Source organism: Micromonospora sp. NPDC047557, from assembly GCF_043205095.1.
Classification (GTDB): domain Bacteria; phylum Actinomycetota; class Actinomycetes; order Mycobacteriales; family Micromonosporaceae; genus Micromonospora.
In genome coordinates this window covers 632,011-649,117 of sequence record NZ_JBIDDK010000001.1, presented here as the reverse complement: position 1 = coordinate 649,117, position 17,107 = coordinate 632,011, and the positions used below count along the sequence as shown (strand labels likewise).

Below are 17,107 nucleotides of genomic sequence, written 5' to 3'. Positions count from 1 at the left end.
CGAGGTTACCGTGACGTCACCACGCCCTTTGGGATCGTTAAGTTTTCTTCGGAGTCAGGTGGCGTCGGCGTGCTCGCCGATCGCTGGAAGAGGAGCGCATTCATGGCCGCAGTCGGTCGTCCCCGCCGGTCCTGCCTCGCCGTGCCGGGTTCCAGCGTCAAGATGCTCGGCAAGGCGCAGGGTCTCCCCGCCGACCAGGTCTTCCTCGATCTGGAGGACGCCGTGGCGCCGCTGGCCAAGCCGGATGCGCGCAAGAACATCGTGGCCGCCCTCAACGACGGTGACTGGGCCGGCAAGACCCGGGTGGTCCGGGTCAACGACCTGACGACCCCGTGGACCTACCGGGACGTCATCGAGGTGGTCGAGGGCGCCGGCGCGAACCTGGACTGCATCATGCTGCCGAAGGTGCAGAACGCCGCCCAGGTGCAGTGGCTGGACCTGACGCTCACCCAGATCGAGAAGACGATCGGCCTCGAGGTCGGCCGGATCGGCATTGAGGCGCAGATCGAGAACGCGGCGGGTCTGGTCAACGTGGACGCCATCGCGGCCGCCTCGCCGCGCGTGGAGACCATCATCTTCGGCCCGGCCGACTTCATGGCGTCGATCAACATGAGGTCGCTGGTGGTCGGTGGCCTGATCCCGGACTACCCGGGCGACCCGTACCACTACATCCTCATGCGGATCCTGATGGCCGCGCGGATGCACGACAAGCAGGCGATCGATGGCCCCTTCCTGCAGATCCGCGACGTCGACGCGTTCCGCGAGGTGGCCAAGCGCTCGGCGGCGCTGGGCTTCGACGGCAAGTGGGTGCTGCACCCGGGCCAGATCGACGCCGCCAACGAGATCTACCAGCCGGCCCAGGCCGACTACGACCACGCCGAGCTGATCCTCGACGCGTACGAGCACTACACCTCGGAGGCCGGCGGCAAGCTCGGTGCGGTGATGCTCGGCGACGAGATGATCGACGAAGCGTCCCGCAAGATGGCGCTGGTCATCGCCGCGAAGGGCCGGGCCGCCGGGATGAGCCGTACCTCCTCGTTCACCCCACCGGCGCAGTGACGCCTCGGGCCGGGTCGGTCGCCGCCGGCTGCCGACCCGGCCCACCAGCCGGCGGTACGCGGACCCGACGACCGAGTCAGTAGCTGCTGTCGCTGCCGGCGCCCGTCGTGACCGCGAAGACGATCGCGACGACGTAGAACGCGATCCCCAGCACCATCAGCGCGGTGACGATCCAGCCGACGATGATGCCGGCCTTCGCCATTCCCTCGCCGCCCTCGCCGCTGACCCGGATCTGCTTCTGCGCCACATGGCCGAGGATCGCCCCGATCGGCGCGGTGATGCCGCAGGTGGTCAGGCCGGCCAGGGCCAGCACGAGCGCCGCGATGGCCAGCCCGTTGGTCTTCGGCGGTGGCGGGTACCCGTAACCGGGGTGCGGCGGGTAGCCGGGTGGCGCGTACGCGCCCGGCGGCAGCTGCCCACCCGCGTACGGGTCGACCGGCGCGTACGGGTTTGCGGGGCCGGGTTGGGTCGGTATCGGCTGGCCGGCCACCAGGGTCGGGTCCGGCGGCGCGCTCGACGGTTGAGCCGACCAGGTGGGGTCGGTCCAACCGCCGGGGGGTGGGGGATTGGTCATGCGAACTCTCCGTCGGCTCGGGTGCGCCGTCAGAGTAGCCAGGGGTGCCCAAACCCGATGCCCCCGCTCCCGGGTGCCGCGTTGCTCGGGCCGGTCGTAACGGGCAGGATCCCTGGCATGGCAATAGACGCGCGCGCCGCGGACCGTTCCGGCAGCCGACCGCGACGGGACGTGAGCCGTCCGGGTGCGGGCCGCCGCGGTCGGGCGGCCACGCCGGCCGGCGCACCCGGCCCCGACGAACCGGTCGCACTCGCGGACCCGGTGACCATGCGGCTCGACGGTCGGGTCGCCCTGGTGACCGGGGCCGGCAGCCCGGACGGCATCGGCTACGCCACCGCCCGGCGGCTCGCCGACCTGGGGGCGCGGGTGGCCATCGTCAGCACCACCCGGCGCATCCACGAGCGGGCCGGTGAGCTGGGGGCGACCGGGTTCGTCGCGGACCTGACCGACGAGTCCGAGGTCGGCGCGCTGGCGGACGCGGTCGCCGAGCAGTTGGGTGACGTCGAGGTGCTGGTCAACAACGCCGGGCTGGCCAGCCGGGCCAGTCAGGGGGTGCTGCGTCCCGTCGCGCAGCTGACCTACGACGAGTGGCGCGGCGAGATCGACCGCAACCTGTCCACCGCGTTCCTGTGCAGTCGCGCGTTCATCGGCGGGATGGCCGAGCGGGGCTGGGGGCGGATCGTCAACCTGGCGGCCACCGCCGGGCCGGTCAACGCCCTGCCCACCGAGGCCGCGTACGCCGCCGCGAAGGCCGGTGTCGTCGGGCTGACCCGTGCGCTGGCCATGGAGATGATCGCCGACGGGGTAACCGTGAACGCGGTCGCGCCCGGCACCATCTACACGGCGGCGTCCACGATGGCCGAGATCAAGCAGGGCCTGGGCACACCGGTCGGTCGACCGGGCACCCCGGACGAGGTCGCCGCGGCCATCAGCTTCCTCTGCTCGCCGGCCGCCTCGTACATCACCGGCCAGATGCTGGTGGTGGACGGCGGCAACAGCGTCCGGGAGGCGCGCTTCCGCTGATCGGCCGGGCGGGTCAGTAGCCGCCGCTGTCGCCGGTGTTGCTGAAAATGACAAGCGCCAGCCAGCCGCAGCAGGCCAGCAGGGTCAGCGCGGTGAAGGCGTAGCCGAGGATCAGCCCCCAGGTGGCGAGCTGGTCGCCGTCCTCGCCGCTGGTGCGGATCTGTCGCTTGGCCACGTGGCCGAGCACAGCGCCGGCCGGGGGGAACACGAAGGCGAACACCAGCGACAGGATCGCCAGCACGTTGGTGCCCCGACCGGGGCCGGACGGCGGCGGGCCGTACTGGCCGTAGGGGCCCTGCGGCGGGTACGGCGGCTGCTGCCCCCAGTGCGGCGGGTGCGGCTTCTGCTGCTCGTACGGCGACGGCTCGTCGGCGGGGGGCCCGTACGGCGAGCGTTCCGGCGACCCGAACGACGACTGGTCCGGCGGCGGCGGGTACGGCGACTGGCCGGCTGGCGGTGGCGCGTACGGCGACTGGTCCCGGGGTGGCTCGTAGGGTGACGGCGGCGGCTCGTCCCCCGGGGGGCCCGACGGTGGCGGGTAGCTCACGGCTGTCCTCCTCCTGCCGGTGCCGGAAAAGTCCTTCTTGCCGGACGGTACCCGCAGCGGTGAACCTTTTCACAGCGGTTGTGTGGACTGGTCATCTTGGCCTTGCCGACCCGGAGGCCGATACTGACCGAGCGTTCAGTTACCCATGAGTAGTGCGCTGATCCCCGGAGGCTGAGATGGCCCGACTCGCCCAGACGCCCGGCCTGACCGATGTGCAGCGATCGATCCTGGAGACCGTCCGGGAGTTCGCCGACAAGGAGATCATCCCGCACGCCCAGCGGCTGGAGCACGCCGACGAGTACCCCACCGACATCCTCGACGGGATGCGCGAGATGGGGCTGTTCGGCCTCACCATCGACGAGGAGTACGGCGGGCTCGGCGAGTCACTGCTCACGTACGCCCTCGTGGTGGAGCAGCTGTCCCGGGGCTGGATGTCGATCTCCGGCATCGTCAACACCCACTTCATCGTGGCGTACCTGATCTCCCAGCACGGCTCGGCCGAGCAGAAGGCCCGCCTCCTGCCGAAGATGGCCACCGGCGAGGTGCGCGGCGCGTTCTCGATGTCCGAGCCGGAGACCGGCTCCGACGTCTCGGCGATCAAGTCCCGGGCCGTTCGCGACGGCGACAGCTACGTGCTCAACGGGCAGAAGATGTGGCTGACCAACGGGGCGTACTCCTCGGTGGTGGCCACCCTGGTCAAGACCGACACCGGCGCCGAGTCGGTGTACGGCAACATGAGCACCTTCCTGCTGGAGAAGGAGCCGGGCTTCGGCGAGACCGCCCCCGGCCTGACCATCCCCGGCAAGATCGAGAAAATGGGTTACAAGGGCGTCGAGACCACCGAGATGGTGCTCGACGGGGTGACCGTGCCCGATTCGGCCATCCTCGGCGGCGCCGACAAGGTGGGGCGCGGCTTCTACCAGATGATGGACGGCATCGAGGTGGGCCGCGTCAACGTGGCCGCCCGCGCCTGCGGCATCTCCATCCGCGCCTTCGAGTTGGCCGTCGCGTACGCCCAGCAGCGCAAGACCTTCGGCCAGCCGCTCGCCAGGCACCAGGCGATCGCGTTCAAGCTCGCCGAGATGGGCACGAAGATCGAGGCCGCGCACGCCCTCATGGTCAACGCCGCCCGCCTCAAGGACGCCGGCCAGCGCAACGACGTCGAGGCCGGAATGGCCAAGCTGCTCGCTTCGGAGTACTGCGCGGAGGTCGTGCAGGAGGCGTTCCGCATCCACGGCGGCTACGGCTACTCCAAGGAGTACGAGATCGAGCGGCTGATGCGCGAGGCCCCGTTCCTGCTCATCGGCGAGGGCACCTCGGAGATCCAGAAGACCATCATTTCCCGCGGCCTGCTCAAGGAGTACAAGCTCTGAGCTGTCCCTGGTCCGGCTCGACGCCCAGCTCCCGCGGTCGGAACCGGTAGTCCTCGAGCACGGCGACCAGCCGGTCCTCCGGCACCGCCGTGTCCCGGCCGCCGACCACCGGCGCCGGCCGCAGCGACTGCCAGACCGCTGGCCGCAGTCGTACTCCGTTCAGCCGGCCGTCGCGCCGGTGCGGGCTGACCCGGTCGATGTTCGTCCAGTCGACGATCTGGCGGCCGTGCCGGATCGCGCTGGCGGTCAGCGCCAGCCTTCCGGTGAAGCGCGTCTCCTCGTAGACCCCACGACCGAGCCAGGCCGCGACCCCGACGGCGAGCACCGGCCGCGTCAGGTCGACCCACCGGCCGTGCGGGGGCAGGCTGGTGATCAGCCACCCGCCGATCGCGATCAGCGTGGTCGCACCGGCCGCCAGGTCGGCCCACCCGGCGAGCGACCGGCGTGCCACCAGGCCCGGTTCGACGGCGTCCAGGCCGGAGACACGCTCCCGCCAGCGCAGATGCCCGGTCCGCCGTGGCCACCACCGCCCGGTCAGCCACCGCATGCCGATGGCCGACCAGACCGCCAGGCTGGCGGTGGACGGGTTGATCCGAGGGAGCGCAAGCAGCCCACCGGCGACCCCGGCCGTCACCAGCAACCCGGCCGTCAGAGCCAGGATCCGGCGCGGCCAGAGCCCGTCGCCCAGCGCCGGTACGCGGCCGCGCCGCGGGATGACCATGCCCGCAGCGTACGACCGCCGGGAAACTAGCCGACGGCTACCAGTCCGAGAGGGACGCCGTGGCAACCGGCTTCCTCGAATCCTTACTGGCCGCGGCAGATCGGGGCTTCGACCTTCGTCGGGTGTGGCACGAGCTGGGCCCACGATCGCAGCAGTACTGCCGGGACTGGAACGCCTTCGCGGGAGTGCGGTCGCCGGACTGCATGCGGCCAGCCGGACGTTCGTTGCGCCTTCCTCGTGGTGGCCGACGAGCCACCCTCGGCGGATCCAGTCCGTCCGGCCGGCAGCCAGCACGAACGGCGAGCCCGTCGGACCGACGCGGGATCAGCCGAGCCGGGTCAGCCGAGCCGGGTCAGGCCGGCGGCGGCGCGCTCGACGATGAGGCAGCGGTCCTCGACGTAGTCCATCCCGGCCTCCTCGGCGATCCGTCGCGCCTCGGCCGAGACGATGCCCAGTTGCAGCCAGACGGCCGGAGCGCCGATCGCCGCCGCGTCCCGCACGACCTGCACGGCGTCGGCCGCCGGCCGGAACACGTCCACCAGATCCACCGGGTGCGGAATGTCGGCCAGCGTCGGGTACGCCCGCTCGCCGAAGAGTTCGTCGACGGTCGGGTTGACCGGGATGATCCGCCAGCCGTACTGCTGCATCTGCAACGGCACGCCGTGCGCGGCCTTGCGCGGGTCGCGCGACGCGCCCACGACGGCGATCACGGCGGAGTCGGCGAGGATCTGCTGGGCGGTACGCACCCGCCGACTGTAGCGCCGCCTGCGCCCTAGAGCAGGGTCAGCTGCTCGGCGGCCGGCGGTGGGGGCGGCTCGGGCAGCCGACGGTTGTCACCCACCTCGCCCCGGTGCAGCCCGTGCCGTCGGGCCGCGATCCGCACCCGGGCGGTCAGCTCCCGCTGGTACGCCTGCGGGGCGTACGCGCCGGCCCGGTAGAGCTCCCGGTAGCGGGGCGCGAGGTGCGGGTGCTCCCGAGCGAGCCACTGCGCGTACCACTCCCGGGCGCCCGGGCGCAGGTGCAGCGCCAATGGAGTCACGCTGGTCGCCCCGGCGGCCGCGATCGCCGACACGGTGGCGTCGATCGACACGTCGTCGTCGCTCAACCCGGGCAGGATCGGTGCCATCAGCACCCCGACCTCGAAGCCGGCGTCGGTGAGCCGGCGGACCGCGTCCAGCCGGCGGCTCGGGTGCGGCGTGCCCGGCTCGACGCCACGCCAGAGCTGCTCGTCGACGAAGGCCACCGAGTAGGAGATGCCGACCCTGGTCACCTCGGCGGCCTGGCGCAGCAGCGGCAGGTCTCGCAGGATCAGCGTGCCCTTGGTCAGGATCGAGAACGGGTTGGCGAAGTCCCGCAGCGCCGCGATGATCTGCGGCATCAGCCGGTAACGCCCCTCGGCCCGCTGGTAGCAGTCCACGTTGGTGCCCATGGCCACGTGCGCGCCCCGCCACTTCGGCGCGGCCAGCTCCCGCCGCACCAGCTCACCGGCGTTGACCTTGACGATCACCTGCCGGTCGAAGTCCGCACCGGAGTCGAGATCGAGATAGGTGTGAGTATTTCTCGCGAAGCAGTAGCGGCAGGCATGGGAGCAGCCCCGGTACGGGTTGATGGTCCACTCGAAGGGCACGCGGGACTGGCCGGGCACCCGGTTGAGGATGGACTTGGCCTGCACCTCGTAAAAGGTCATCCCGGCGAACTCGGGGGTGTCGAAGGTGCGCACGATGGCGCCGGGCAGCGCCAGCGGCAGGGGTGGCGTCGCTGGCGCTGCCCGCTCGGGGTCTCCCTCAGCCGGGGGAGCGGTGAGGTTGTCCCAGCGCATGGCCACTATTCGAACACGTGTACGAGGTGGGCGCAAGTGACTCGCCGGACACCGGAGCCCACCGGGCGGTCGCGCGGGGGAGGATGGACGCCATGGAGAGGTCGACCTTCGTCTACGACGGGGACTGCGCGTTCTGCACGAGTTGCGCGGAGTTCATCGAACGCCGCATCCCCACCGCCGCCCGGGTGGTGCCCTGGCAGTTCGCCGATCTGGACGCACTCGGCCTCACGGCCGCCCAGTGCGAGGAGGCCGTGCAGTGGGTCGGCGCGGACGGCTCACGCGCCGCCGGGCCGGACGCCATCGCGAAGCTGCTCGCCGCGAGTGGTCCGCTCTGGCGGGTCGCCGGAGCGGGGCTGCGGTTTCCGCCGGCGCGCGCCGTGGCCTGGCCCGCGTACCGCTGGGTGGCGCGCAACCGGCACCGGCTCCCCGGTGGCACGGCGGCGTGCTCGCTGCCGCAGGAGGCCCGGGAGCGGCTCTACGGGCCGGCCGGCCGCCCGAGCGCCGGGGCCTGATCCCCGGGCGGTGCCGGCTCCGCACCGGCTCCCACCGGAGCCGGGTCGGGCGGCGTCGACTCGGTGTCGACGTGCGCCGGGGCGTCCGTCGCCGACCCGGGGGTCTCGCGGCCGGCGAGCCGGCGGGCCCAGAGCAGCGGGCGGACCCGCTCCAGCGGCAGGAAGCTCGTCATCGCGGCGAGGTGCGGTGCGAACGAGATCGTGATGGTCGCGATGGTCACCGCGTGGAACGAGTAGAAGAAGCCGACCATGGCCAGTCGCCAGCGGGCCGGCAGCAGGAACACCACGGGGCTGAACAGTTCGAAGGCCACGATGCCGAACTGGGCGACGATCAGCAGGTACGGCACCTGGGCGATGAGGTCCGCCAGGTCGGTGCCACGTCGGATGATTGCCCGCGCCAGCACCGAGCCGGTCAGCCAGTCCAGGCCGCCGAAGCGCAGCTTGGCCCAGGCCGCCAGGAAGTACGTGCAGATCACCGCGATCTGGGTGACCCGCAGCGCCCAGCCGCCGGCCTCGGTGCGGGTGGCGTCGCCGTGGCGGGCCCGGCCGGCGGTGGGCAGCACGGCCAGTGCGACGAGGAGCCCGAAGCGGTCGTGGTCGACCTTTCCGTAGCTCATCGCGATGATCATCCACTCGAGGTAGAGCGCGCAGACCGACCAGCCGAGCAGTCGGGGCGCCCGGCCGGTCGCGGCGAGCAGGGTGAGCAGCAGCAGCGCCCAGAAGATCACCGCCACCACCGTCGGAGTCGGCGTCGGCAGCGGGAGCAGCCGGCCGATCAGCAGGGGTTGGTACAGCTCACCGGGCACGCTGGCCCTGGTGCGTACCCATGGGGTGAAGACCACCAGGTCGGCGGCGACGAAGAGGTAGATCAGGGTGCGGAAGGCGGCGATCCGGCCGCGCGGCACCGCCTCGGTCAGCCAGCCGCTCATCGGGGGACCTGCCAGCGGACCACGGTCTCGTCGGTGTGCTGCCCGGTGGGTCGGCCGGCGCGGATGCCGTGCCAGCGGATGACGATGCGGACCTCGACCAGCGCCGGGGCGTCCGGGTGGCGTTCGGCGTACGCGTCGGCCACCTCGGCGAGCAGCGTCGGGTCGGCGGCGTACCGGTCCTGCTGGCCCTCGATCTCGGCGCGGCGGATGCCGGTGGCGCCCTGGTCGAGGTCGACCACCGCGCCGGCACTGTTCACCCCCTCCACGCGGGTGTCCGGGGCGGGTGCGTTCGGCGGGTTGGAGGTGGCGTACATCCGGAACGGGCCGAACGGGAAGTCGTCGTCGCTGCCCCAGAAGGTGCCGAGCAGCAGCAGGACGAGACCGAGGGCGGTCGCGCCCAGCCGGGTCACGCGCCCGCGGGTGGTCAGGGTGTCCATCGGGTCGTGACGATACGGGATGTACCGGCCGCGCCGGGTCCCACCGACGGTCAGTTCCGCCTGCCCAGGTCGATGATCATGCGCGGGCGCCCGGGTACGACGAAGGGCCGGACCCGAACCGGGCCCGGCCCTCGCGCGCCGTCACGGGGACGGCTCAGTGGTTGTGCTCGGCCAGCTGCTTGCGGACGTCGTCCATGTCCAGCGCCTCGACCTGCTCGATCAGGTTCTCCAGCGCGGACTCGGGAAGCGCGCCCGGCTGGGCGAAGACGATGACGCCGTCGCGGATCGCCATGATCGTCGGGATCGACCGGATGTCGAACTTCGCACCCAGCTCCTGCTGGGCCTCGGTGTCGACCTTGCCGAAGACGATGTTCTGGTGCTTCTCCGAGGAGCGCTCGTAGACCGGGGCGAACCGCTTGCACGGACCACACCAGTCGGCCCAGAAGTCGACCAGGACGATGCCGTCGTTGCCGGTCACCTCGTCGAAGTTCGCCGAGGTCAGCTCAACGGTTGCCATTGCACTCTCCGATCACCGCGGTTTGTCTGCGTCCCGTAGAACCAGGGCTGACCGTATCGAATTCCCGGGCCGTCCAGCACGAAACGTGCGCAGGGCTGCCCGGCGCCCTCGGCGGCCATCGAACTGCGTCAGTTCATCCCGTCCTGCGGAACGCAAGTGCATGACGCACTTGCGTGACCTGCGGTGATGGGAGCGGTTCCAAGGAGATCCACCCGATCGAGCGCTACGAATCGGTAACTTGAGCCCTGACGAGGAGGTATCCGGCCTGCGGAGATCGCTGATCACCCCGCTCTTCGTCACGCAGGGTAATGTTACAAAAAGATAAATGTGACGTCGATCTCTGTCGAACCTACGCCGTCGTAGGGCAGAATTCCTCACATCAGAGCGTGGGCGGCGGGTGCCGGGGAGGGCCCCGCCGCTCATTGCGTCTCCCCTCGGGTGAGTGACCGGTGTGACTTTTCCGCCGGGGTCCCGCCCCGGCCGTCGCCTTAACCATCGGTAAGGCATGCTGTGCCGAACTCCATCGCCACCCGTCGAAGGGGACCAGGATGCAGTTCGGCCGCTACTACGAGGAGTTCGAGGTCGGCGCGGTCTACCGGCACTGGCCGGGTAAGACCGTCACCGAGTACGACGACCACCTCTTCTGCCTGCTCACCATGAACCACCACCCGCTGCACATGGACGCGCACTACGCCGCGACGGCCAGCCAGTTCAAGCGCAACGTGGTGGTCGGCAACTACATCTACTCGCTGCTGCTCGGCATGTCGGTGCCGGACGTCAGCGGCAAGGCCATCGCCAACCTGGAGGTCGAGTCGCTGCGGCACGTGGCGCCCACCTTCCACGGCGACACCATCTACGGCGAGACGACGGTGCTGGACAAGCGCGAGTCCGGCTCCAAGCCGGACCGGGGCGTCGTTTCGGTGGAAACCCGCGGCTACAACCAGGACGGCACCATGGTCTGCGTGTTCCGCCGCAAGGTCATGGTCCCCAAGCGGGAGTACGCGGCCAACGCCGTCGCCGAGGGAGTGGACCCGGAGCGGCCCAGCTTCCCGAACCCGCGCTGAACCCCCGGCGGCGCTGAGCAGGAGTCGCCGCCGAGGCACGGGCCTCCATCCCGCACGGCAGGTTCTGCCGGGGAGGGGGCCCGTCGCCCGTTTCGGGGCTTATGCTGGCGCCGGAGGTTCCGATGAGCCACTCCGTCGCCGGAGAGCCGCCCTCTGCCGGCCGCCGCGCCGCACCCTTGACCACCGCCGTCTACTCCGCCGCCGAGTGGGACCTGCTCACCAGCCTGCCCGCTCGGGTGCTCGTGGCCGCCGCAGCGCCCGGCGCGGGGCGCCCGGAGCGGGGGGTGATGGCGGGCCTCGCGGGTCTGGACGCGGTGGCTGCCGGCCGCGGGTTCGACAGTGATCTGGTCCGTGCCGTGGTCGCCGCGATCTACGCCCGCCACGACGGGGCCCCGGCGCCCGTCGAGCGACTCACCGACCTGGTGGACCTGCTGGTCGCGTGCCGGGCGGCGGTTCGGGTCCTGCGCCGGCGCGCCGATCCCGCCGACTCGGCCGCGTACCGCCAGTGGGTGCAGTCGGTCGCGGCCCGCGTCTGCCGGGCGGTGCCCGGCCCCGGCGGACGTCCGGCCAGCCCCGCCGACCAACGCTTCCTGGACCGGCTGGGTGACGCGCTCGGCCTCGGCTGAGGTCGGCGGGCCGTCGCGGCGGACGCCGAGGTGGCCCGTACCCTCTGATGACCGTGACCGACGACCAGCTTGAGGTGGGCGTGGGCCCCTGGCCGGGGGACCCGCCCGAGGACCCGCGCTACGACCCGGAGTTGCTGGCCGAGGGCGACCGGCGCAACGTGGTCGACCGCTACCGCTACTGGCGGCACGAGGCGATCGTCGCCGACCTGGACCGGCGCCGGCACGGCTTCCACGTCGCCATCGAGAACTGGCAGCACGATTTCAACATCGGCACGGTGGTGCGCAACGCCAACGCCTTCAACGCCGCCGAGGTGCACATCGTCGGACGGCGACGGTGGAACCGGCGCGGCGCGATGGTCACCGACCGCTACCAGCACGTCCGGCACCACGCGACGATCGAGGAGTTCGTGGACTGGGCGGCGGGGCGGCGGCTGCCCGTGCTCGGCATCGACAACCTGCCCGGCTCCCGCCCGCTGGAGGCCGGCGTCCTGCCGCGGGACTGCGTGCTGCTCTTCGGCCAGGAGGGGCCCGGCCTGTCCGAGCCCGCGCGTGCCGCCTGCGCCGCGCTCTACTCCATCGCCCAGTACGGCTCGACCCGGTCCATCAACGCGGGTGTGGCCAGCGGCATCGCCATGCACGCGTGGATCCGTACGCACGCCGGCCCGCCGCCGGACTGACCCTCGCCCCGTCGGCGCAATCGGGCGTTTCCGGCTTGACGTGCCAGCGATGCCGGGTGACGGTGGGGTTGTGAGTGTCGCGGTGAGTTGTCCGAGATGCGGGGGCCCGGTACGGGCGCCGGATCTGATGCACACCGAGTCGAGGTGCCTGCGCTGCGGTCCCGTGCCGCCGCTGCACGTGCCCGAACACATCGGAGCGGAGATCGTCGCGAGCGTGGTGGAGCGGATCGCCGCGACCGCGGGTCCACCGGGGACGCCGCTGTGGTGCCCGTGGCCGCTGCCACCAGGTTGGACCCTCACCGGCGTGGCGTACGCCGGTGACGACCGCACCGGGGTGCGGGCGACGGCGGTGGCCTGCGCGGGGCCGGCGCCGCTCGACGACGGTCCGGCGGATCTGGTCTTCGTGGCCGAGGAGCCGGGCGTCGGCCTGGGCACCCGGCTCGCCGGCCTGGCCGGCCCGGATCCCGGACCGGAACTCGTCGACGCGCTGACCGACCCCGGACCGGGGCATCCCGAGCACGTGGGGCAGGCCAGGATCCGCGTCGGCGGGCACCCGACTCCACTGTGGCTGGTTAATTCTCCGACGGATCGAAGCGCGTACGCCGGCGAAGCTCGGGGAATGTGGCTGCATGCGATAGCCTGGCCGGCGAGTGCGGGTCACCTCCTCGCGGAAGACGTCGTGTTGCACGACCTGACCGAGTGGACTCCGCCCGAGCTCGTGTACGGCGCACCATCCCCGTACCTGTCCGGGAGGGCTTGACAACCTTCCGGGTTTGACGGAGAACGGACGCAGATCTTCACTGTACGACACCACACTGATACTCTGGGTGCCGCTGCGGTAATGGGACCCGGCGCCGCGCGAGAGGATGGCCCGCCATGGTCAAGAAGGTCCTCACCTGGGCCGGAATCGCATTCTTGATCTTCTTCGTCGCCTATCGGCCAAACTCTGCGGCTGATGTGTTCAAGTCGCTGGGCGGCGGGATCATGGACATCGCCCAGGGGTTCGGCGACTTCTTCACCAGCCTCGTCGCCTAACCGTCGATGGGCAGCCCCTCCGGTCCACCCTTCGACCCGGACGACCCCGACCGGGAACGTCGCGAGCGCGACACCGAGCCGATACCGCGGATCGGGCCGGATGACGGCCCGGGCTACGGAGCCGGTCCTGGCCTGTCCGACGGGCCGTCCCTTTCGGACGACGTCGGCTATGGCGAAGGGCCCGGCTATGCCGGCGAAGGGCGGTCCGGCCGGGGCTGGATCCGTGATCCCGAGGCCGCCTACCAGCCACCGCAGATCTCCGAGGACGAGCTCGCGGGGCTGCGTGCCGACGCGACGGGGGCGACTCCCCGGCGGGTGCTTCCGCTGGAGGACGAGCCCAGCTCGCTGGTCGCCCGTTACCTCTTCCCCACCGAGCGTTACCGGGGCGAGTGGAAGCGGCACTGGATCCACCTCACCAACCCGCTCCTGATCGGCATCGCGGCGACGTTCGTGCTCGGCTACCTGTCCGGCTTCCTCGCCGGCAACAACGTGGGCGCCCTGACGACCATCGCGGTGCTGCTCTGGTTCGCCGTCATGGGCTGGGTGGCCTGGAAGGTCGCCGACTGGTGGTATGACCGGTTCATCCTGACCAACAAGCGGGTCATGGTGGTCAATGGCATCGTCACCCGCAAGGTGGCCATGATGCCGCTGGTCCGGGTCACCGACATGAAGTACGAGCAGACGCCGACCGGCCGCGCACTCAACTACGGCACCTTCGTCCTGGAGTCCGCCGGCCAGGAGCAGGCGCTGCGCGAGATCAAGAATCTGCCCAACCCGAACGAGCTGTACCTGCGAGTTGTGGAAGAGATGTACGAGCCGCAGGCGGTCGAGGCGCGGTTGGGCAAGGAGGCCGACGAGGCCAAGGCCGACGACGGGGCGTGAAAGTTTTCGTCCGAACATCGGAGCAAGTGCGCACCTTTCGTCATGGACCGGCACGCCTCTGACGTGGCACTCTGCCAGGACGGTGTGGGTGCGGAGGTGTGCGGTGGCGAGCAGGGACCCGTTGGAGGAGGAGTTTCGCGAGTTCGTCGCGGCTCGCTCCGCCGCCCTTCTCCGTACCGCCTATCTGCTCACCGGCGACTGGGCGACAGCCGAGGATCTGCTCCAGACGGCGCTGACCAAGACCTACCTCGCCTGGAAGCGGCTCGGCGGGATCGAGGCGGTCGAGCCGTACGCCCGTCGTGTCATGGTCAACACCTCGACGAGCTGGTGGCGGCGACGCTGGCACGGTGAGCGCCCCACCGAGGTGCTGCCCGAACGGCCCGGTGTCGACGAAATCGAGCAGCAGCTCGACCGCGACCTGCTCTGGCGGCACCTCAGGGAGCTGCCCAACCGGCAGCGGGCGGTGCTCGTCCTGCGCTACTACGAGGACATGTCGGAAGCACAGACGGCCGCGCTGCTGGACATCTCGCCGGGCACGGTGAAGAGCCAGGCATCCCGGGCACTGGCCACGCTGCGCCGACGGATGGGCACCGCGACCCCGGACCTGGCCGACGCCCCCGGTACGGACCGGAGCGCCAACACCGCTTCTGGCCTCTCCGGCGGGAGCCGCGACGCCGCTCTCCCGGGTCGGGACCGTGGCGCTGCCCGCTCCGGCCGGGGCGACGCCGCGCGAGCTGGCCGAGGTGCCGACGCTGCCCGACCTGGCTCGGCCGGGAGGGATTCGGGGGGCCGTGCCGCGGTGACGCCGCGTCCGGCGGCCGGTCGGGCCGGGCCGGAAGCGGTCGCACCCCGGCCGGCCGTGCCCCGCCCGATCGCACCTGCGGTCGAGCTGCCCACCGCTCCGGCGGCCGTGCCCGTCGGCACCGGCGCCGGGGACCAGCAGTGAGCGCATTCGCCCGGCGGCCCGACAACCTGACGGGCGGCCCGCAGCGTCCTAACCAGGTGCGACGTGACCAGCTGGAAGGTGCGGTGCGGGAGACTCTCTCGCACCAGGTCGCCGTCACCCGTCCACTGACCGCCGACCCGGCCGGTCAGGCCATCCGCCGGGCCAAGCGGATCCGGCGGCGGCGTGCCGGTGTCGGTGTCGCGCTCGGAATGGTCACCACCGTGCTGATCGGCGCCGGCATGACGCAGCTCGCCGACGAGACCGGCCGGCAGGGCTCGCCCATCGTCGTGATCGGCGATCCGGATCTGTCGGTCCGGCCGCTCCCCTCGGCCGCCGTCGCTCCACCCGCGCCGTCGCCCGGAACACCCGCCGATCTGCTCCTCGACGGCACCCTGATCAACGCCGACGGCAAGCGGCTGGCGCTGCCCGGCGTCGGTCCCGCCGAGCGCGCCCACAGCCTGTCCAGCGGCGCCGGTCTGCTGGTGGTCGGTGCCCCGACCACCGCCGGCCGTTCCCTCTGGGTCGCGCAGAACGACGGCCTGGTGCAGGTGCTGCTGGCCGGCGCGGGCCAGATCGTTCTCGCGCCGGACGCCAGCCAGGTCGCCTGGCGAGACGGCAAGGACCTGCTCGTGGCGGGAGTGGTCGGGAGCCAGCTCATCGGCACGGTGCGCATTCCGGTCCCGGACGGCGCGGAACCCGTCCGGTTCGTCGGAAACAGCGTGCTCGTCCGGCTCGACCGGGACGGGCCCGCCCACGCCCTGTGGCGGCCGGGCGCGGGGGAGCTGACCGCGGTGTCCGGGCGGGGCACCCTGAACGTCTACGGTGCGCTGCCCGACGGGCGGCTGATCGGTCAGGTGTCCGCGAGCGGGCCGGGTGGGACCTGCCTGGCGGCGCTCGACCCGAACCGGGCTCTGAAACCGGTACGCACCGCCTGCGGCGCACGGTTGAGCCTGGACGGCGCGGGCGGCGTGTCCGACGACGGGCGGTGGCTTCTGGTGAACGGGAAGGTCGGCGCGAGCGACCGGGCCCTCCTGGTCGATCTGCAGCGGCTCGGGACGACGCTGAACGCCATGCCGGCCGGCCCGACGCTGAGTGGCGCTGTCGCCTGGACGACCCGGACGGACGTCTCCTACGTCGACAGCGCCGGCAAGCTGGTTCAGGTCGACGTCGAACGGGTGCGTGCCGGGCAACCGGCCGAACCGGTGCCCGTGGCCGGCCTTCAGCCCGGTGACCGGCCCGTCCTGGTCACCGGCTCCTGATCCGCACCCGGGTCGCTCCCCGGAGTGGTCGCGGCGTCCCCGCGCTGCGAACGACCGCCTCGGCCCCCTCGCCGGCGTTCCCGTCCCTGCGCCGCGGGGGCCAGGCCCGCGGGCGGGCCCACGGCCCGACTCGTGCTGAGGGCCGCGCCCTACGGCTGGCCGGCACCTACGCGAGCCGGATTCGGGTCTGCTGGGTAGCGTCGGGAGGTGACTTCGCCCACCGGCCCCGCGCCGCGGATCGACCTGCACGCCCACTCGACCGCCAGCGACGGCACGCTGAGCCCGGCCGACCTGGTCCGCGCCGGTGCCGACGCGGGTCTGGACGTGCTGGCCATCACCGACCACGACACCACCGCCGGTTGGGCGCCGGCCGTGCGGGCGCTGCCGCCCGGTCTGCGCCTGATCCGAGGGGCCGAACTGTCCTGCCACTGGTCGGGCGCGCAGCCGCCGGTGCCGCTGCACCTGCTGGCGTACCTGTTCGACCCGGACCACCCGGAGCTGGTCGCCGAGCTGACCCGGGTGCGGGCTGCCCGCGAGGCGCGCGGCGAACGGATCGTTGCGCTGCTGCGCGCCGACGACATCGACGTGAGCTGGCCGGACATCCTCTCCGGGGCGGCCGGCGGCACGGTGGGTCGCCCGCACATCGCGCAGGCGCTGATCCGCGCCGGTCTGGTCGCCAGCACCCGGGAGGCGTTCGGCCCGGACTGGCTGGGCGAGCGGTACCGGCTGCCGAAGGACGACATCGACGTCTTCCGTGCGGTCCGGCTGGTCCGGGCCGCCGGGGGCGTGCCGGTCTTCGCCCATCCCCGCGCCACCCGACGCGGCCGGGTGGTGCCCGACGAGTTGATCGCCGAGCTGGCCGCCGCCGGGCTGGCCGGCCTGGAAGCCGACCACGAGGACCACAGCCCGGCCGAGCAGGCGCACGTACGCGCGCTCGCCGCCGAGTTGGGCCTGCTGGTCACCGGCTCCTCCGACTTCCACGGCACCCACAAGAGCGTCCAGCTCGGCGCGTTCACCACCGGCGTCGAGGCGTACGAGCGGATCGTCGCCGCCGGGGTGACCGAGGTCGCTTCGGGCTGATCCGGGTATTTCGCCCACCTGGACGCG

21 protein-coding genes are annotated in these 17,107 nt (G+C 72.0%); 13 read left to right on the top strand and 8 right to left on the bottom strand.

The genetic code is table 11. The features are described 5' to 3' along the window. Nucleotides 1–102 precede the first annotated feature (102 nt). Nucleotides 103–1,059, top strand: coding sequence for a CoA ester lyase (locus ACGGAQ_RS02965; protein ID WP_354855926.1), 957 nt, complete (start codon nucleotides 103–105; stop codon nucleotides 1,057–1,059). A gap of 76 nt (nucleotides 1,060–1,135) precedes the next feature. Here ACGGAQ_RS02965 and ACGGAQ_RS02960 read toward each other — a convergent pair whose 3' ends face one another. Further along, nucleotides 1,136–1,633, bottom strand: a complete 498-nt coding sequence (locus ACGGAQ_RS02960) for a DUF4190 domain-containing protein (RefSeq protein WP_393044023.1) — start codon at nucleotides 1,631–1,633, stop codon at nucleotides 1,136–1,138. Nucleotides 1,634–1,750: 117 nt separating this feature from the next. Here ACGGAQ_RS02960 and ACGGAQ_RS02955 point away from each other — a divergent pair, with 117 nt between their 5' ends. Beyond that, nucleotides 1,751–2,656 (top strand): SDR family NAD(P)-dependent oxidoreductase, encoded by a 906-nt coding sequence (locus tag ACGGAQ_RS02955; RefSeq protein WP_363936685.1) that lies wholly within the window; start codon nucleotides 1,751–1,753, stop codon nucleotides 2,654–2,656. A 13-nt stretch (nucleotides 2,657–2,669) separates the two neighbouring features. Here ACGGAQ_RS02955 and ACGGAQ_RS02950 read toward each other — a convergent pair whose 3' ends face one another. Beyond that, complete coding sequence (locus ACGGAQ_RS02950; protein ID WP_393044021.1) at nucleotides 2,670–3,203, bottom strand: DUF4190 domain-containing protein; 534 nt, start codon at nucleotides 3,201–3,203, stop codon at nucleotides 2,670–2,672. A 176-nt stretch (nucleotides 3,204–3,379) separates the two neighbouring features. Here ACGGAQ_RS02950 and ACGGAQ_RS02945 point away from each other — a divergent pair, with 176 nt between their 5' ends. Further along, nucleotides 3,380–4,576, top strand: coding sequence for an acyl-CoA dehydrogenase family protein (locus ACGGAQ_RS02945; RefSeq protein WP_354855922.1), 1,197 nt, complete (start codon nucleotides 3,380–3,382; stop codon nucleotides 4,574–4,576). Here the strand turns inward: ACGGAQ_RS02945 and ACGGAQ_RS02940 are convergent. From ACGGAQ_RS02940 to ACGGAQ_RS02930, 3 genes are all read right to left on the bottom strand, one after another. Beyond that, nucleotides 4,557–5,297 (bottom strand): hypothetical protein, encoded by a 741-nt coding sequence (locus ACGGAQ_RS02940; protein WP_393044019.1) that lies wholly within the window; start codon nucleotides 5,295–5,297, stop codon nucleotides 4,557–4,559. The two genes, ACGGAQ_RS02945 and ACGGAQ_RS02940, sit on opposite strands and share 20 nt — an antisense overlap. Nucleotides 5,298–5,635: 338 nt before the next feature. Further along, entirely contained in the window at nucleotides 5,636–6,043 is a 408-nt protein-coding gene (locus tag ACGGAQ_RS02935) for a CoA-binding protein (RefSeq protein WP_139582456.1), read from the bottom strand. A gap of 26 nt (nucleotides 6,044–6,069) precedes the next feature. Continuing rightward, a complete protein-coding gene (locus ACGGAQ_RS02930; RefSeq protein WP_393044017.1) occupies nucleotides 6,070–7,116 on the bottom strand; it encodes an Rv2578c family radical SAM protein in 1,047 nt (348 codons plus the stop codon). A 92-nt stretch (nucleotides 7,117–7,208) separates the two neighbouring features. On the opposite strand from ACGGAQ_RS02930, the gene ACGGAQ_RS02925 reads away from it, so the two are divergent. After that, a complete protein-coding gene (locus ACGGAQ_RS02925) occupies nucleotides 7,209–7,628 on the top strand; it encodes a DUF393 domain-containing protein (RefSeq protein WP_354855918.1) in 420 nt (139 codons plus the stop codon). Here ACGGAQ_RS02925 and ACGGAQ_RS02920 read toward each other — a convergent pair. From ACGGAQ_RS02920 to trxA, 3 genes are all read right to left on the bottom strand, one after another. Next, nucleotides 7,592–8,557, bottom strand: coding sequence for an MFS transporter permease (locus tag ACGGAQ_RS02920; protein WP_393044015.1), 966 nt, complete (start codon nucleotides 8,555–8,557; stop codon nucleotides 7,592–7,594). The genes ACGGAQ_RS02925 and ACGGAQ_RS02920 overlap by 37 nt on opposite strands. Continuing rightward, a complete protein-coding gene (locus ACGGAQ_RS02915; protein ID WP_393044013.1) occupies nucleotides 8,554–8,994 on the bottom strand; it encodes a hypothetical protein in 441 nt (146 codons plus the stop codon). Before ACGGAQ_RS02915 ends, ACGGAQ_RS02920 begins: the two co-directional genes overlap by 4 nt. Nucleotides 8,995–9,148: 154 nt before the next feature. Next, on the bottom strand, nucleotides 9,149–9,511 hold the full coding sequence (gene trxA, locus ACGGAQ_RS02910) for a thioredoxin (RefSeq protein WP_030329190.1): 363 nt from the start codon (nucleotides 9,509–9,511) through the stop codon (nucleotides 9,149–9,151). 548 nt (nucleotides 9,512–10,059) lie between these two features. On the opposite strand from trxA, the gene ACGGAQ_RS02905 reads away from it, so the two are divergent. From ACGGAQ_RS02905 to ACGGAQ_RS02865, 9 genes are all read left to right on the top strand, one after another. Beyond that, the gene (locus ACGGAQ_RS02905; protein ID WP_393044010.1) at nucleotides 10,060–10,575 is read left to right on the top strand and encodes a MaoC family dehydratase; all 516 of its coding nucleotides are present in this window, start codon (nucleotides 10,060–10,062) and stop codon (nucleotides 10,573–10,575) included. A 101-nt stretch (nucleotides 10,576–10,676) separates the two neighbouring features. Continuing rightward, a complete protein-coding gene (locus tag ACGGAQ_RS02900; RefSeq protein ID WP_354855914.1) occupies nucleotides 10,677–11,201 on the top strand; it encodes a hypothetical protein in 525 nt (174 codons plus the stop codon). 53 nt (nucleotides 11,202–11,254) lie between these two features. After that, entirely contained in the window at nucleotides 11,255–11,878 is a 624-nt protein-coding gene (locus ACGGAQ_RS02895; protein WP_393044008.1) for a TrmH family RNA methyltransferase, read from the top strand. Nucleotides 11,879–11,927: 49 nt separating this feature from the next. Further along, nucleotides 11,928–12,638, top strand: coding sequence for a DUF6758 family protein (locus tag ACGGAQ_RS02890; protein ID WP_354855913.1), 711 nt, complete (start codon nucleotides 11,928–11,930; stop codon nucleotides 12,636–12,638). A gap of 116 nt (nucleotides 12,639–12,754) precedes the next feature. Further along, nucleotides 12,755–12,913 (top strand): hypothetical protein, encoded by a 159-nt coding sequence (locus ACGGAQ_RS02885; RefSeq protein ID WP_007455302.1) that lies wholly within the window; start codon nucleotides 12,755–12,757, stop codon nucleotides 12,911–12,913. 6 nt (nucleotides 12,914–12,919) lie between these two features. Then, nucleotides 12,920–13,795, top strand: a complete 876-nt coding sequence (locus tag ACGGAQ_RS02880; protein WP_393044006.1) for a PH domain-containing protein — start codon at nucleotides 12,920–12,922, stop codon at nucleotides 13,793–13,795. A gap of 103 nt (nucleotides 13,796–13,898) precedes the next feature. Further along, entirely contained in the window at nucleotides 13,899–14,741 is an 843-nt protein-coding gene (locus ACGGAQ_RS02875; RefSeq protein WP_393044004.1) for a SigE family RNA polymerase sigma factor, read from the top strand. A gap of 56 nt (nucleotides 14,742–14,797) precedes the next feature. Then, entirely contained in the window at nucleotides 14,798–16,000 is a 1,203-nt protein-coding gene (locus ACGGAQ_RS02870) for a hypothetical protein (protein WP_393044002.1), read from the top strand. A gap of 207 nt (nucleotides 16,001–16,207) precedes the next feature. Then, nucleotides 16,208–17,080: a PHP domain-containing protein gene (locus ACGGAQ_RS02865; protein WP_393044000.1), complete on the top strand. Its 873-nt coding sequence runs from the start codon at nucleotides 16,208–16,210 to the stop codon at nucleotides 17,078–17,080. Nucleotides 17,081–17,107: the final 27 nt, after the last annotated feature.